Annotated in this window: 10 protein-coding genes and 1 pseudogene; 10 read left to right on the top strand and 1 reads right to left on the bottom strand. The window is 32.7% G+C overall.

All coding sequences use genetic code 11. The features are described 5' to 3' along the window. Positions 1-312: 312 nt before the first annotated feature. Positions 313-921, bottom strand: a complete 609-nt coding sequence (gene plsY / locus PYW31_RS07675) for a glycerol-3-phosphate 1-O-acyltransferase PlsY (protein WP_046836345.1) — start codon at positions 919-921, stop codon at positions 313-315. Between the two features lie 201 nt (positions 922-1122). Here plsY and parE point away from each other — a divergent pair, with 201 nt between their 5' ends. The 10 genes and pseudogenes from parE (at position 1123) to PYW31_RS07625 (ending at position 16868) form a co-directional block, all read left to right on the top strand. After that, the gene (gene parE / locus PYW31_RS07670) at positions 1123-3117 is read left to right on the top strand and encodes a DNA topoisomerase IV subunit B (RefSeq protein ID WP_161939122.1); all 1995 of its coding nucleotides are present in this window, start codon (positions 1123-1125) and stop codon (positions 3115-3117) included. Continuing rightward, the gene (gene parC, locus PYW31_RS07665; RefSeq protein WP_046836347.1) at positions 3114-5516 is read left to right on the top strand and encodes a DNA topoisomerase IV subunit A; all 2403 of its coding nucleotides are present in this window, start codon (positions 3114-3116) and stop codon (positions 5514-5516) included. Before parE ends, parC begins: the two co-directional genes overlap by 4 nt. A 256-nt stretch (positions 5517-5772) precedes the next feature. Further along, positions 5773-7224 (top strand): glutamine transporter AlsT, encoded by a 1452-nt coding sequence (gene alsT / locus PYW31_RS07660; RefSeq protein ID WP_046836348.1) that lies wholly within the window; start codon positions 5773-5775, stop codon positions 7222-7224. A gap of 148 nt (positions 7225-7372) precedes the next feature. Then, the gene (gene glcT, locus PYW31_RS07655; RefSeq protein ID WP_046836349.1) at positions 7373-8215 is read left to right on the top strand and encodes a glucose PTS transporter transcription antiterminator GlcT; all 843 of its coding nucleotides are present in this window, start codon (positions 7373-7375) and stop codon (positions 8213-8215) included. A 245-nt stretch (positions 8216-8460) separates the two neighbouring features. Continuing rightward, complete coding sequence (locus PYW31_RS07650; RefSeq protein ID WP_046836350.1) at positions 8461-9687, top strand: AI-2E family transporter; 1227 nt, start codon at positions 8461-8463, stop codon at positions 9685-9687. 274 nt (positions 9688-9961) lie between these two features. Next, positions 9962-12487, top strand: a complete 2526-nt coding sequence (gene mprF / locus PYW31_RS07645; RefSeq protein WP_046836351.1) for a bifunctional lysylphosphatidylglycerol flippase/synthetase MprF — start codon at positions 9962-9964, stop codon at positions 12485-12487. A gap of 551 nt (positions 12488-13038) precedes the next feature. Then, positions 13039-14004, top strand: a complete 966-nt coding sequence (locus PYW31_RS07640) for a LacI family DNA-binding transcriptional regulator (RefSeq protein ID WP_046836352.1) — start codon at positions 13039-13041, stop codon at positions 14002-14004. A 44-nt stretch (positions 14005-14048) separates the two neighbouring features. Continuing rightward, positions 14049-14438 carry a D-ribose pyranase gene (gene rbsD, locus PYW31_RS07635; protein WP_046836353.1) on the top strand — a complete coding sequence of 130 codons (390 nt, stop codon included), beginning with the start codon at positions 14049-14051 and terminating at the stop codon, positions 14436-14438. A 12-nt stretch (positions 14439-14450) separates the two neighbouring features. Beyond that, positions 14451-15940: pseudogene (locus PYW31_RS07630) on the top strand (sugar ABC transporter ATP-binding protein). Further along, entirely contained in the window at positions 15927-16868 is a 942-nt protein-coding gene (locus PYW31_RS07625; protein ID WP_046836354.1) for an ABC transporter permease, read from the top strand. The pseudogene PYW31_RS07630 and the gene PYW31_RS07625 overlap by 14 nt, the downstream one beginning before the upstream one ends. Positions 16869-16878: the final 10 nt, after the last annotated feature.

The following is a 16878-nucleotide window of genomic DNA, read 5'->3' as shown; positions in this document are numbered from 1 at the left end:
CACTTATGACAGTTAGTCACTAATTTATGAATTAGTATTATATTAATTACCCGATTTGAGTAACGTTAAAAGCAGTATATCATATTTTTTTGTTAAATATTCAAAATAAACCGACTAATAACTTAAATGTGGAAAATTCATGCTAATGACCTATATTAGTAGTATAATAGAAATAATGGTGTTTTAAGGTAATCGGAAATACCCAGCTAACCGATGTATTCGGAATGATAAAAATAAAAAGCCAGAGGTTGAACACCTCTAGCTTAGTTCTTTATTTGATACTTTTTATTTACTAAATGACTTTTGTAATAGTTACATCCATTTTATTTTAGGTTCTTCACCTTTAAATATTCTTACGATATTAGTACGATGTCTGACGATTAATAATATTCCGACACCGATGCTAACAACAAATAAGATATAGTCCCGAATTAATAAAGCACCAATAACGCAACACAGTGATGCGATGATACTTGATAGAGATACATACTTTGTTAAATATAATATTACAAAGAAAATTGCTGCTAAAATTAATAATAAGACAGGATTGACACCAAGTATGACACCAGCACTTGTTGCTACTGCTTTACCACCTTTAAATCCAAGATACACTGGATATACATGGCCAAGAATTGCAAAAGCACCAACGATAAGACCATTTGTGAAAAATGTACTTATAGCACCATCTGTATGGACAGGTAACCAAAGCGGGAAAAACACAACTATAAAACCTTTGAATATATCTAAAAAAGTTACTAGAAAACCAGCTGGTTTTCCTAATACTCTAAAACTGTTTGTTGCACCAGTGTTCCCACTACCAAATTGTCTAATATCTTTTTTAAAAAATAATTTACCTATTACATAGCCACTTGGAAAAGCACCGATAAGGTAACTTAATATTAACATGATTACGATCATCATATATAATCACACATCCTTTAATGACATTAAAATTATTTTACCACATCAGACTATGTTTATACGAATAAATTTTTCAAAAAGGATATGATTTCTTCTTTAAAATTGATTTGGTGCTTGCATTTTAATTCGATTTATATAAAAATAACTATTGTATAGTTTTAAAAACGAACGTACGTTTGTAGGAGGGCGAAACGATTGGCAATGAATAAACAAAATAATTATTCGGATGATTCCATTCAGGTTCTTGAGGGATTAGAGGCCGTAAGAAAGCGACCTGGGATGTATATTGGTTCTACCGATAAACGTGGATTACATCATTTAGTATATGAAGTTGTCGATAATTCCGTCGATGAAGTATTGAACGGTTTTGGAAATGAAATCATAGTGACAATTAATAAAGATGAAAGTATTACTATAGAAGATGATGGACGTGGTATGCCTACAGGTATTCATGCTTCAGGTAAACCTACTGTAGAAGTTATTTTTACAGTACTTCATGCAGGTGGAAAATTTGGACAAGGTGGATATAAAACTTCAGGTGGTTTACATGGTGTAGGTGCCTCGGTAGTAAATGCTTTAAGTGAGTGGTTAGAAGTCGAAATCCATAGAGATGGAACGATTTTTACACAAAGCTTCAAAAATGGTGGAAGACCCGCTTCAGGACTTGTCAAGCACGGTAAGACTAAAAAGACCGGTACAAAAGTAACCTTCAAGCCAGATCCAGAAATATTTAAATCAGCCACATCATTTAACTATGATGTGCTAAGTGAACGATTACAGGAGTCCGCTTTTTTACTGAAAAGCCTAAGAATCACTTTAAAAGATTTGAGAGCAGGAAAAGAACGAGAAGATGTGTTCCATTATGAAGAAGGTATTAAAGAATTTGTGAATTATGTCAATGAAGGTAAAGAAGTATTACATGAAGTAGCAACCTTTGATGGAGAAGCAAATAATATAGAAGTCGAAGTAGCTTTCCAATATAATGATCAATATTCAGAAGGTATTTTGAGCTTTGTTAATAATGTACGTACTAAAGATGGTGGCACACATGAAGTTGGCTTTAAGTCAGCAATGACACGTGTCTTTAATGATTACGCGCGACGTATCAATGAATTAAAAGATAAAGATAAAAATTTAGATGGTAATGATATTAGAGAAGGCCTGACGGCTATCATTTCTATACGTATCCCAGAAGAATTACTTCAATTTGAGGGGCAAACGAAATCTAAATTAGGAACAACGGAAGCAAGAAGTGCAGTTGATTCTGTTGTAGCAGATAAATTACCGTATTATTTAGAAGAAAAAGGACAATTATCAAAGAATCTTGTAAAAAAAGCAGTAAAAGCACAACAAGCTAGGGAAGCTGCTCGTAAAGCAAGAGAAGATGCGCGTTCTGGTAAAAAAAATAAACGTAAAGATACATTACTATCTGGTAAATTAACACCAGCGCAAAGTAAAAATACTGATAAAAAAGAATTGTATCTTGTAGAGGGTGACTCTGCAGGTGGTTCTGCTAAGTTAGGTAGAGATCGTAAATATCAAGCCATATTACCGCTAAGAGGGAAAGTAATCAATACCGAAAAAGCGCGATTAGATGATATTTTCAAAAATGAAGAAATCAATACCATTATTCATACTATTGGGGCCGGCGTAGGTAACGAATTTAAAATTGAAGACAGCAATTATAATAGGATTATCATCATGACAGATGCTGATACAGATGGTGCCCATATACAAGTACTGCTACTGACATTTTTCTTTAAGTATATGAAACCTTTAGTAGAAGCTGGAAGGGTGTTTATTGCATTGCCACCTTTATATAAATTAGAAAAAGGTAAAGGTGCTTCAAGAAAAATTGAATATGCTTGGACAGATGAAGAGTTAGAAAAATTACAGAAAAAATTAGGCAAAGGTTTTAGTTTGCAACGCTATAAAGGTCTGGGCGAAATGAATGCAGACCAGTTATGGGAAACAACAATGAATCCTGATACAAGGACGTTAATTAGAGTACAAATTGAAGATGAATTACGTTCATCCAAACGTGTAACTACATTAATGGGAGATAAAGTTGCGCCACGACGTGAATGGATTGAAAATCATGTTGAATTTGGATTACAAGAAGATCAAAGCATTCTAGATAATAATGAAATTCAAATTTTGGAGCAGGACAATCCTAATGAGGAGGAAAGAAATTGAGTGAAATAATTCAAGATTTATCGCTAGAAGACGTTATTGGCGATCGATTTGGTAGATATAGTAAATACATCATTCAAGAGCGTGCATTGCCAGATGTTCGTGATGGGCTCAAACCTGTTCAAAGACGTATACTTTATGCAATGTATTCAAGCGGAAATACGTATGATAAGAATTTTCGTAAAAGTGCTAAAACAGTCGGTGATGTAATAGGTCAGTATCATCCACATGGAGATTCGTCAGTTTATGATGCTATGGTACGACTCAGTCAAGATTGGAAGTTACGACATGTATTAATAGAAATGCAAGGTAACAATGGTAGTATTGATAATGATCCGGCAGCTGCCATGCGTTATACCGAAGCTAAATTAAGTAAGATCTCTGAAGAATTATTAAGAGACATCAATAAAGAAACTGTACCATTTATGCCAAACTACGATGATACGACGACGGAACCTATGGTATTACCAGCAAGAATACCTAACTTGCTAATTAATGGTAGTACAGGGATATCTTCTGGTTATGCAACCGATATCCCCCCTCATAATTTAGGTGAAGTGATTCAAGCTACACTGAAGTATATTGACAACCCTGATATTACAGTGAGCCAGCTCATGAAATATATGAAAGGTCCTGATTTTCCAACAGGTGGTATCATACAAGGCATTGATGGGATTAAGAAAGCCTATGAAACCGGAAAAGGTAAAATTATAGTCCGTTCTAAAGTAGAAGTAGAAGAACTAAGAAATGGCAGAAAAGAGCTTATCGTTACTGAAGTTCCATACGAAGTTAACAAAAGTTCTCTTGTTAAAAAGATGGACGAACTACGTGCTGATAAAAAAGTAGATGGTATTGTCGAAGTACGAGATGAAACTGACCGTACGGGATTACGTATAGCGATTGAATTGAAGAAAGATGTAAACAGTGAAGCTGTAGCTAATTTCTTATATAAAAATACCGATTTACAAGTCGCGTATAATTTCAATATGGTCGCGATTAGCGAAGGCCGTCCTAAATTAATGGGCATTCGTCAAATTATCGATAGTTATTTAAATCATCAGATTGATGTTGTGACGAAACGTACGCGCTATGAGTTGGATCATGCTGAAAGTAGAATGCATATTGTAGAAGGATTAATGAAAGCTTTGTCAATTTTAGATGAAGTCATTAAACTAATCAGAAACTCTAAAAATAAAAAAGATGCTAAAGATAATTTAGTTGCTGAATTTGATTTTAGTGAGGCACAAGCTGAAGCAATTGTGACATTACAACTATATCGTTTAACAAATACGGATATTGTTCAACTTCAAGAAGAACATGATGAACTAAAAGCTTTAATTGAACAGTTAAGAAATATTTTAGACAATCATGATGCATTATTAAATGTAATTAAAGAAGAATTAACAGACATTAGAAAACAATTTAAGCAAGAACGTTTATCTGATATTGAAGCTGAAATAAGTGAAATTAAAATCGATAAAGAAGTTATGATTCCTAGTGAAAATGTAATTATGAGTATTACAAAACATGGTTATATTAAACGTACTTCTTTACGTAGTTTTAATGCGAGTGGTGTAGGTGAAGTTGGTGTTAAAGATGGTGATGCACTTTTGAAACATCAAGAAGTTAACACATTAGATACAGCACTTGTCTTTACAAATAAAGGTCGTTATTTATTCATACCAGTTCATAAATTAGCTGAAATAAAATGGAAAGATTTAGGTCAACACGTGTCACAAATAGTGCCAATTGACGAAGGGGAACATGTCATAGATGTCTTTTGTGAGAACGAATTTAAACCAGAAGCTTTTTATATACTTGCTACGCGTGATGGCATGATTAAGAAAAGTAATGTTTCGATGTTCAAAACGTCGCGTTACAACAAACCGTTAGTGGCAATGAAACTAAAGAATGATGATGAAATCATTAATGTCATGCGCATAGAAACGCCACAATTACTTACTGTACTCACGCATAAAGGTATGTCACTCACATACAGTAGTGATGAACTATCAGATACAGGTCTAAGAGCCGCGGGTGTTAAATCTATCAATTTAAAAGAAGCGGATTTTGTGATAATGACACAGTTAATTGTAGAAGGAAATACTATTTTAATGGCAACGCAACGTGGTTCTTTAAAACGAATTCACTTTAAAATATTGCAGGTTGCTAAACGTGCACAGCGTGGCATTACTTTGTTGAAAGAACTTAAAAAAGCACCACACCGCATTGTTGCAGCTGAAGTAGTGCAACCTGGACAAACGATGTACACAATTTATTCAAACAAACAAGAAGAATCTGGTAATATCAAGGATATTCATTTATCAGAACAGTACACAAATGGCAGTTTCATTGTAGATATAAATGACTTTGGAGAAGTGGAAAGATTGATTATTAAGTAATTGAATTTCAAATTTCATTAGTCATTATAAGTGTATAATGATAAAATATCATTTAGGTACAATAAAAAAATAAAAACAAGAGGTTTATATTAGTGGAAAAGACACATGAAACATTGTTTAAACGAATGTTTGAGTATCTTTTCTGATTTTCATTCGTGTTCTTATATCATGAGATATTTGTTTATGTGTATGAAATCTACTATAAGTCTCTTGCTTTTAATATTAAACTTTAAACAAAGAGATGAGAGGGATTAAATTGAGAGATTTTGATAGTTTAATTCCAGATTGGTTCAAAGCATTTGTTCAAGTCGGGAATGATTTAATTTGGTCACAATATCTAATTGGGCTATTAATTACTGCTGGTATCTTCTTTACAATTAGTTCTAAATTTGTGCAGTTAAGATGGATTCCAGAGATGTTTCGTGCTGTTGGAGAAAAACCAGAAACATTAGATAATGGTAAAAAAGGTATTGCGCCATTCCAAGCGTTTGCAATTAGTGCAGCGTCACGTGTAGGTACTGGTAATATTGCAGGTGTTGCTACTGCAATCGTTCTAGGTGGTCCAGGAGCTGTATTTTGGATGTGGGTCATCGCATTTATTGGTGCTGCGAGTGCCTTCATAGAAGCGACTTTAGCTCAAGTATACAAAGTACCTGATGAAGATGGAGGCTACCGTGGTGGTCCAGCGTATTACATAACTAAAGGATTAAATCAAAAGTGGTTAGGTGTCGTATTTGCCATATTAATTACAATCACCTTTGCATTCGTTTTTAATACAGTACAGTCTAATACAATTGCCGAATCATTAAAAACACAATATAATGTTAGCCCTGTTATAACAGGTATCGTTTTAGCGGTATTTACAGCAATTATTATTTTTGGTGGTGTGCGTAGTATCGCAACAATGTCATCAATCATTGTACCTATCATGGCAATTTTATATATTTTTATGGTCGTTATCATATTATTTATGAATTATGATCAAATTATTCCTATGATTTCTACAATTATCAAAAGTGCATTTGGTTTCGAACAAATCACAGGTGGTGCAGTTGGAGCTACAATATTGCAAGGTGTTAAACGTGGTCTATTCTCAAATGAAGCGGGTATGGGGTCAGCGCCTAATGCTGCGGCAACTGCTGCTGCACCACATCCAGTAAAACAAGGATTAATTCAATCACTTGGTGTGTTTTTCGATACAATGCTTGTATGTACATCTACTGCCATTATGATTTTATTATACTCAGGCTTAAAATTTGGTGATAAAGCGCCACAGGGTGTTGCAGTTACACAATCAGCGCTTAATGAACATTTAGGTAATGCAGGTGGTATATTCTTAACAGTTGCTATTACACTATTTGCCTTTTCATCAGTAGTGGGTAACTATTATTACGGCCAGTCTAATATTGAATTCTTATCTAAAAATAGAATGATCTTATTTATATTTAGGTGTTTAGTCGTGGTCTTAGTATTTATTGGAGCAGTTGCCAAAACAGATGTTGTTTGGAGTACTGCTGATTTATTTATGGGATTAATGGCGATCGTTAACTTGGTAGCAATCATTGGATTATCCAACATCGCATTTGCAGTTATGAATGATTACCAACGTCAACGTAAAGCAGGTAGAAAACCAATCTTTAGACCGGAGGAATTAAATATTAATTTATTTGGTATTGAGAGTTGGGGCGTTAAAAATAAAAAGTTATAATGAATAATTTAAAGCTATGCGTTTCCTGAGTTGGAAATTGCATAGCTTTTGTTATGTAATGAGATTATTCTGTAGATAACAATACTACTTTCAATTTTTGATTTTTCAATATATAATGCTTATTGACATAATAAGAAGGATGATTAATTTGAGTTCTTACCTGATTACAAAGGTGTTAAATAATAATGTGATAATTTGTACTAAAGATAAAGAAGAATATGTGCTTATAGCTAAGGGGATTGGTTTTAATAAAAAGGCAGGGATGCTCCTACAAGAAAACCAAACGATAGAAAAGGCGTATATACTCGATCAAAAACTACAGCAAGAACATTATAAAACAATTATCGAGTATGCTGATGATACATTGATACAAGCTGTGATTGATGCAGTGAATATTATTACGAGTTCTGAGATGAAAATTGACAACCAAACATTAGTCGTTTCAGTGACAGATCATATCATATTTGCATATAAACGTTTGAAACAAAATCAAATTATAACTAATCCATTCGTTGTAGAAACAAAACAATTATATAGTGAAGCTTATGCTATAGCTGAAAAAGTAATAGAACGTTTAAATGATGTGTTGGACGTCAATTTTCCAGAAGATGAAATTGGATTCATTGCATTACATATAGCTTCAAACATTGAAACATTATCTATGCATGAAATAGAAATAATAAATCACTTAATAAATAAGAGTATTTTTATTGTAGAACATGATTTGAAATTTACTGTAGATAAAGAAAGCGTCCAGTATCAACGTTTTATTAGACATATTCAATTTTTAATAAGAAGGCTAAGGAATGGTGAAGTATTGCAAAAAACAAGTCCATTTGAAGCACTATTAAAAGAACAGTATCCGCAGTGTTTCAATATTGCATTAAAAATAATGAAAATGTTGCAACAAGAGTTGAATGTGTCTATATATGAAGCTGAAGTAATTTACCTCACTTTACACGTTTATCACTTCACGGTTGATAAACAATAATAGAAAATATGAAATTCTAATTAAAAGTCATCTATGAGGGTAGTAGAATAAAGTTGGCACATACTTAAGTTACAAGTGCATCATTGAATCCATATATTTTGAATAGCAACATCTATGTTTGATATATATGTAATGTGTTATTATTAACCTAACGCTTGAGCTGTTGCTATACTTGTGCTTGAAGATTGTTGTACTAATGTGAATATGCAAATTTTTAAGAATTAATTTAAGGTATGGTGAATTGAATGTCGAATGAAGAAAATATTAAGCAAGAAAAAATGAGTGGGAAAGATAGAATGAAATTGAGTTTTCCTGAAACCCGCTTCATGAAATTTTTCGGCGGTAAGGATTTACTCTTTGGTTTGTTAATACTGATACTTGTCGGAATCGCAATTTTTATATTTGACCAAGTTTCGTATGTTTTCAAGCCTTTTATCATCGTATTTAATACGATTGCAGCGCCAGTTATTGTTTCAATTATTTTGTATTACTTATTCAATCCATTAGTTAACTTAATGGAACGTTATAATATTTCTAGAATTTGGGGAGTTATTATTCTCTTTTTATTGATTATCGCTGTGATAGCATTAGCTGTTAACTTACTTATTCCAGTGATTAGTACACAGATTAAGAGTTTTGGAAATAATTTTCCACACTATGTAGATAAAGTAAATCAATTTATAGATAGTATTACTAAATATTCACTGATTTCTAATTATTATGGGCAAGTACAAGATCAATTAGATGCGTTAGCAAATAAATTACCATCTATGATATCAGATTACTTTAATGGTTTTGGTTCAAAAGTTAAGAATGTAGCAGAGGCATTAGTCAATGTAGGTGTAGTAATTGCAACAACGCCATTTGTTTTATTCTTTATGTTAAAAGATGGTCATCGTTTTAAAGAATTTTCTACGAAGATCATGCCACCAAGATTCAGAAAAGATTTTCATGATCTATTAGATAAAATGAGTGAACAAGTTGGTTCTTATATTCAAGGACAAATCATAGTATCATTCTGTATTGGTATTTTGTTATTTATCGGTTATAGTATTATTGGTTTAGACTATAGCTTGATATTAGCTTCTATAGCTGCAGTGACAAGTGTCGTTCCTTATATTGGTCCTACAATTGCGATTTCACCGGCAATCATTATTGCATTGATTACATCACCAATTATGCTATTGAAATTAGTTATCGTATGGACAGCTGTTCAATTTATTGAAGGGCACTTTATTTCACCTAATATTATGGGTAAAACATTGAAGATTCATCCGCTTACAATTATCTTTATTTTATTAAGTGCCGGTAATTTACTCGGTGTTGTTGGTGTTATCTTAGGTATACCAGCATACGCAATTTTGAAAGTATTAGTATCACACTTATATCTTTTATATAAACGTAGATATAATAAATATTATGGTGATGATGCAGGGGAATATGAAATCCAAGACGAAGAAGTTATTCGTTAATCTATATCTTGATGCATACATGGGTACGACATATATGCTAAGATATACCACATCACATCGTCTCTTTGAAAAAATATTTCAAAGGGACGTTTTTTATATCATGGAAGTGAAGATGATATTTGGCTTAATTTATTAAAATGAAATGATGATTAATGACTACAATCTAACAATAATGTTAGTATTTATCATTAAAGTTTTATTTCATATGTAATAGTATTGTGATATATTTTTTGTAATGAATAAGAAATACCCAAAAGTGAAGTGAAAAGAAAACATGTCTAAGGAATTAAGAAGTAAATTACTTTCTATATTAAAAGTAATATTTGCAATTGCATTATTTAGTTTTGTTGTTTTTACGTTATATAAAGAGCTCTCTCATATTGATTTTAAAGAGACAATAAAATCTTTTGATCAAATAAATAGAGTTTGGTTAGCGGCGTTATTCTTAAGTGGTGGTCTTTCAATTGTTGTGCTATCACTGTACGATGTTATTTTATCGAAAGCGTTAGATTTACGTATATCTTTATTAAAAACAGTTAGGATTGGTTATATTGTCAATGCCTTAAACGCCGTAGTTGGTTTTGGTGGTTTTATTGGTGCTAGCGTACGTTTTTTATTTTATAAAAACACCACAGACGATAAGCGCGCATTACTACATACAATATCAATTGTATTAGTATCCATGCTTACAGGACTGAGTTTACTGTCTATTCTCGTTGTAGTTCATGTGTTTGATGTGTCGCATATCTTTAGTCCATTTCCGTGGATGCATGTGTTGCTATATATTGTTGCATTATTTTTGCCAGCATTTATCCTATTTACTATCATAAAACCAGTACAAAAAGATAAAAAATTACTTGGTGTTTACTGTACCATTGTATCTGGTGTGGAGTGGTTTATTGCAGCATTGGTATTATATATGGCTATGTGGCTAGTCGATATACATATTTCGTTTGCCACGTTTATGGGGATATTCATTATAGCTGCACTTTCAGGTTTGATTAGTTTTATTCCTGGTGGTTTTGGTACATTTGATTTAGTTGTATTATTAGGCTTAAAATCATTGAAAATTCCTGAAGAAAGTATTGTACTAGCGTTACTACTTTATCGCTTTGCATATTATTTATTCCCAGTATTAGTTGCCTTGATTTTATCTACGTTTGAATTTCGTAGTACAGCTAAACGCTATTGGGAAGGCTCGAAAATTATAGTTCCAATGAAAGATATGACTTCTCTTCTTGGGTCATATCAAAAAGATATTATTGCTCGCATTCCATCATTCTCGATTGCTTTATTATTAATGTTTACGAGTATAGTATTTTTCTTGAATAATTTAACAATTATTTACGATGGTCTGTATAACCCACACCATTACATTTATTATATTATTGTCTCAGTACATACTTGTGCTTGTTTATTACTATTATTAAATGTATTTGGTGTGTATCATCTTTCTAAACGTGCTATCTTGTTTTCAATCATATCAATTATATTAATATTTGTAGTAACTGCCTATACATATGCATCGTTTATGTTAATTAGTTGGCTTATTATTATGTTGATATTATTAGTCCTATTTTATAAACGTGCACATGTGATTAAACGACCGTTTAGATATAGTAAGTTATTTGTAAATATCATTTTAGGTTCTGTAATCTTGTATATCAATCACCTTTTTATAGCTAGTACATTTTACTCGTTAGATATTTATCATATTGAAGTAGATACTTCAATTTTAAGATATTATTTCTGGTTTACCATTATACTTGTAGCTATTATCGTGGGTATTATTGTATGGTGGTTTGAACAACGCTATAGAGTATTACATAGCGGTAGTGAAGACGAAATATGTAACACTATTATTAAACAGCATGGAGGCAATTATTTAAGCCACTTAATGTATAGTGGTGATAAAAAATGCTTTATAAACGAAACACATGATGCATTCTTAATGTATAGGTACAAAAACAATGCACATATCGTATTAGGAGACCCTATCGGTAATCCTAAGTCATTTCAGAAACTATTAGAAAGTTTTTATAAAGAAGCGGAATATTTAGGATATGATATTATATTCTACCAAGTGACAGATAAATATATGTCTTTATATCATAATTTTGGTAATCAATTCTTCAAATTAGGCGAAGAAGCTTTAGTAGATTTAACGACGTTTACCATATCTGGTAAAAAGAAACGAGGTTTACGTGCGACGCTCAATAAGTTTGATGAACTTAACTTATCATTTGAAGTATTAACACCGCCATTTTCACAGGCTTTAGTATCAGAATTAAAAGATATTAGTGATGATTGGTTAGGTGAACGTAATGAAATGCATTTTTCTGTAGGTAGCTTTGATCCACACTATTTATCTAAAGCACCTATAGCTGTTATTAAAGATAATGAACATACAATTATTGCGTTTTGTACATTGATGCCAACGTATTATAAAGCAACTATGTCAGTTGATTTAATTCGTTGGAAATCTGATGTAGCGTTGCCACTTATGGATGGTCTATATTTAAATATGCTGTTATGGGCAAAAGAAAATGGCTATGAGCGTTTTAATATGGGTATGGCTACATTATCTAATGTTGGCCAAGTGCCTTATGCATTTTATGGTGAAAGAATTGCGGGACGTGTATTTGAACATTTTAACGGTTTATACCGCTTCCAAGGTCTTAGAAGATATAAAGAGAAATTCAATCCGGATTGGGAACCAAGATTTCTAGTTTATCGTAAACACCACTCATTATGGTTGAGTATGTTAAAAGTGATGCGTGTGATTAGAAAAGGGAAATAGAAGATGACAGTATACGCTTAAATTAAAAAACCAACACGTACAATATATGTACGTGTTGGTTTTTTGTTTAAGGAGTTTAGTGTTTAATGGTTTGTGTAGTTAAATACTGGAGAAGTCATTAACTACTTAATAAACTAACTGGTGTTTCTTGCTTAAATATTATTTTGACTCTAACTATATAGAATTTCTCGTTACCCCTTTGTGAAAGGTACGAACATAATATAACATTGATGGTAAGCGCTTTCAATATTAGTAGGACAATTTAATATAAATAAAAAGGACATATGATACTTTGGTTTCCTCTTTATCATTATATTGTAATAATACAATGTAATTGCGGTTAGATTCGCTATGTTATGGCCTTATTTTTGGACTAAAGATAATGTGTTGATAACGACTGTTAAATTAAATGCTTTTGCAATCATCTTCTTTATAATTCGTGAAAAGCCACCTTATTCATAGAAGAAAATAAAATATTTTTTTATTCAACTGTCCAATAAGAAGAACTTATGTTAATATGAAAACGGTTACATATAATTGAGGTGATTTTAATGACTACTATTAGAGAGGTTGCACAATTGGCTGGTGTTTCTGTCGCAACTGTTTCTAGAGTAATAAACAACAAAGGGTATGTGAAGCATCAAACGAGACAACAGATTGAGCATGCAATAACTCAGTTGAATTACCAACCTAACGAAGCGGCACGAACCTTGTTTAAAAGAAAGTCTAAGATGATAGGTTTACTCTTACCAGATATAAGCAATCCATTTTTTACGTTAATTGCACGTGGTGTCGAAGATATTGCTTTAGAACAAGGCTATCAAGTACTTATTGGTAACAGCGATAATGATGTTACAAAGGCAAGAGACTATTTATCTACGTTTATTTCACACAATTGTGTTGGAATGATTACAACCGTCATTGATGAGCACGTCGTAGAGAATATGCTATCGCAACAAGACATTCCATTTGTATTTGTCGATCGTACGAACAATGAGCGTAGTGGTATTTCTACCAATCATTTTGAAGGTGGACAACGCCAAGCTGAATTGATATTAGAAGGGCACGGTAAACACATACTCATAGTGCACGCTGACTTGAATATTGACGCATTTAAAATGCGGGTTGATGGAATTAAAGCTATATTACAACAGCATGCTGTTTCATACTACTTTTGTAATACAGAGCAGCTGGATGAAGAACGTCAATTTCTCAAGATGCTAAATCAATACAAAATAGATAGTGTGATTTGTAGTAATGATTTGTTAGCGATTCAAATTCTAGGACTTATCCAGCAACATCACTTTAAAGTGCCTGATGATATTCAAATTGTGGGATATGATAATATACCATTTTCAAAAATGACTTATCCTCAAATTACGACGATAGATCAATCTGCTTATCAGTTAGGTCAACTTGCAGTTTCGAAGCTACTTAATTTATATGATGAAAATAGTAATAATCAGTGTGATAACGTGGCGTTAATAGTCAAGCGACGGAAAAGCACTAGATTTTAATGCTTAATATGTAACGGGTTACATAAATAATGAGGAGTGAAGATATGTATAAGACAGGTATTTTAAATAGTGAAATTTCTAAATTACTGAGTGATTTAGGTCATACAGACCAAATCGTAATTGCTGATTGTGGTTTACCAGTACCACAAGGTGTGAAAAAAATAGATCTCGCTTTGGAATTAGGTAAACCATCCTTTTTAGAAGTTTTTAATATAGTAAAAGCACATATGAACATAGAAGATATGATAGTGGCTGAAGAAATGAAGACTGAAAACCATGCGTTATTTGAACAGTTATGTACTGCAAATATTGATATTGCTACACAAACGCATGAACAATTCAAAGCACAAAGTAAATATTCAAAGGCTGTTATACGCACAGGAGAAGATAAGCCATATGCTAACGTAATATTAACAAGTGGCGTTTTATTTTAAGGGGTGATTGAAATGATAACAATGAATCAAATTTATAAGTCATTCGGAAATAACGTGTACTCAGGGGTGTTGATTTTGAGATTGCTGATGCGGAAGTACATGCTTTAATGGGTGAAAATGGTGCCGGTAAAAGTACCTTAATGAAAATACTTACTGGCGTGTATGAAGCAAATCGTGGTTCTGTGCTCTTGAATGATGAACCGCTTCAGTTTAAAAATACAAAAGATGCTGAACAACATGGTGTATCTTTTATTCAGCAAGAATTGAATATTTGGCCGAATTTAACAGTGTTAGAAAATTTGTTTTTAGGCAAAGAAGAGACTAAAGCATTGGGCATTATTGATAATAAATCAATGAGCAAACGTGCAAGGGCCATTTTTGAAAAACTTAATATAAATGTTGATTTACATCAATTGGCAGGTGACTTATCCGTAGGCATGCAGCAAATGTTAGAAATTAGTAAGGCCTTAATGCAGGAATCTAAAGTTATTATTATGGATGAACCTACTGCAGCTTTGACAAGTAGTGAAATTGAAGTGTTATTTCAACAAATTAGAAGCTTAAAAAGTGAAGGTGTATCATTCGTATACATTTCGCATAGAATGGAAGAAATTTTTAATATCTCAGATCGTATTACAGTAATGAGAGATGGTCGCTCTATTTTGACGAAAGATACTAAACAAACATCAAATGCTCAAATCGTTAAGGCGATGATAGGTAGGGATTTAGATCATCAATATCCAGATAGAAATTATAAACAAGATGAAGTTATCTTATCTGTAGAGCATCTAAATTCAACAGCACATAAGCTCGAGCATATTCAATTCGAATTACACAAAGGCGAGATACTTGGTTTTAGTGGATTGATGGGCGCTGGACGTTCTGAAATCATGCGTGTGTTATTTGGATTAGATAAAGGAGATATGCGAGTAACACTAAATGATAAAAAAGTGCAGATGCATAATCCTAATCAGGCTATTAAGCACGGGCTAGCATTTATAACAGAAAATAGAAAAGAAGAAGGTTTAGTGCTACAAGATACGATATTAGAAAACATATCTTTACCTGCTTTAAAAAGTTTCTCTAAATCTGGATTTATAACTCGAGTATCAATGGAGCAATATACAGAACAAATGATTCAACGCTTAAATATTAAAGGGAATAAAAACGATGTATGTTTAGATTTATCAGGTGGGAATCAACAAAAGGTAGTATTAGCGAAGTGGATAGCTACAGCACCACACGTACTCATATTGGACGAACCAACAAGAGGTATAGATGTTGGAGCTAAAAGAGAAATCTACCAATTAATGAATGAACTTACTGAACGTGGTATGTCGATTATTATGATTTCATCAGAGCTTCCTGAAATTATAGGGATGAGTGACAGAGTAGCCGTGGTACACGAAGGTAGTATAGCAGGCGTTTTAGATAAAACAATGTTAACAGAAGAGCATATTATGACTTTAGCTACAGGAGGAGAAATACATGAAACAATCTAAGTTATCTTTTTCATATTTAGAAAAAATAATTCCTTTTATTGGATTAATCTTATTAGTAATTATTATAAGTGCTTTAAACAGCGCATTTTTAGAACCCTCTAACTTATTTAATTTATTAAGACAAGTGTCAATCAATGGACTGATTGCTTTTGGTATGACATTTGTCATTTTAACAGGAGGTATTGACCTATCCGTTGGTTCTACATTGGCGTTATCAAGTGCAATGATTGCAATATTAATGGTCTCAGGTATGGACTCTATTGTGGCATTGTTGATAGGGTGTATCTTTGGTGCTATTTTAGGGGCGATTAACGGCTTATTAATAACTGTAGGTAAGATGGCACCTTTCATAGCAACTTTAGCCACTATGACTGTATTTAGAGGCGTCACGCTAGTTATTACCGATGGCAATCCAATAACTAATCTAAATGGAAGTTACGCGTTTCAATTATTTGGCCGTGGTTATTTTCTAGGCGTGCCTGTTCCTGCTGTAACTATGTTCATCACATTTATCATTTTATATATAGTATTACATAAAACGATATTTGGACGTCAAACCTATGCCATGGGTGGTAATGAAAAAGCGGCATTTATTTCCGGTATTAAGGTTAATAAATTGAAAGTGATGATTTATAGCTTAGCTGGGTTAATGTCAGCAATGGCTGGTGCGATACTTACATCAAGGTTAAACTCTGCGCAACCAACTGCGGGTATGTCATATGAATTAGATGCAATTGCTGCGGTTGTATTAGGTGGCACATCGTTGACGGGAGGTAAAGGGCGCATATTAGGTACTTTAATCGGTGTCTTAATTATCGGCGTTTTAAACAATGGATTAAATTTATTAGGGGTCTCTTCATTCTATCAACAAGTCGTTAAAGGCGTAGTCATTATCATTGCTGTACTAATTGATAGAAAGAATAAATAAGGGGGAGTCA

It is taken from the genome of Staphylococcus succinus (genome assembly GCF_029024945.1).
Lineage (GTDB): Bacteria > Bacillota > Bacilli > Staphylococcales > Staphylococcaceae > Staphylococcus > Staphylococcus succinus.
This window is presented reverse-complemented; position numbering and strand designations above follow the sequence as displayed.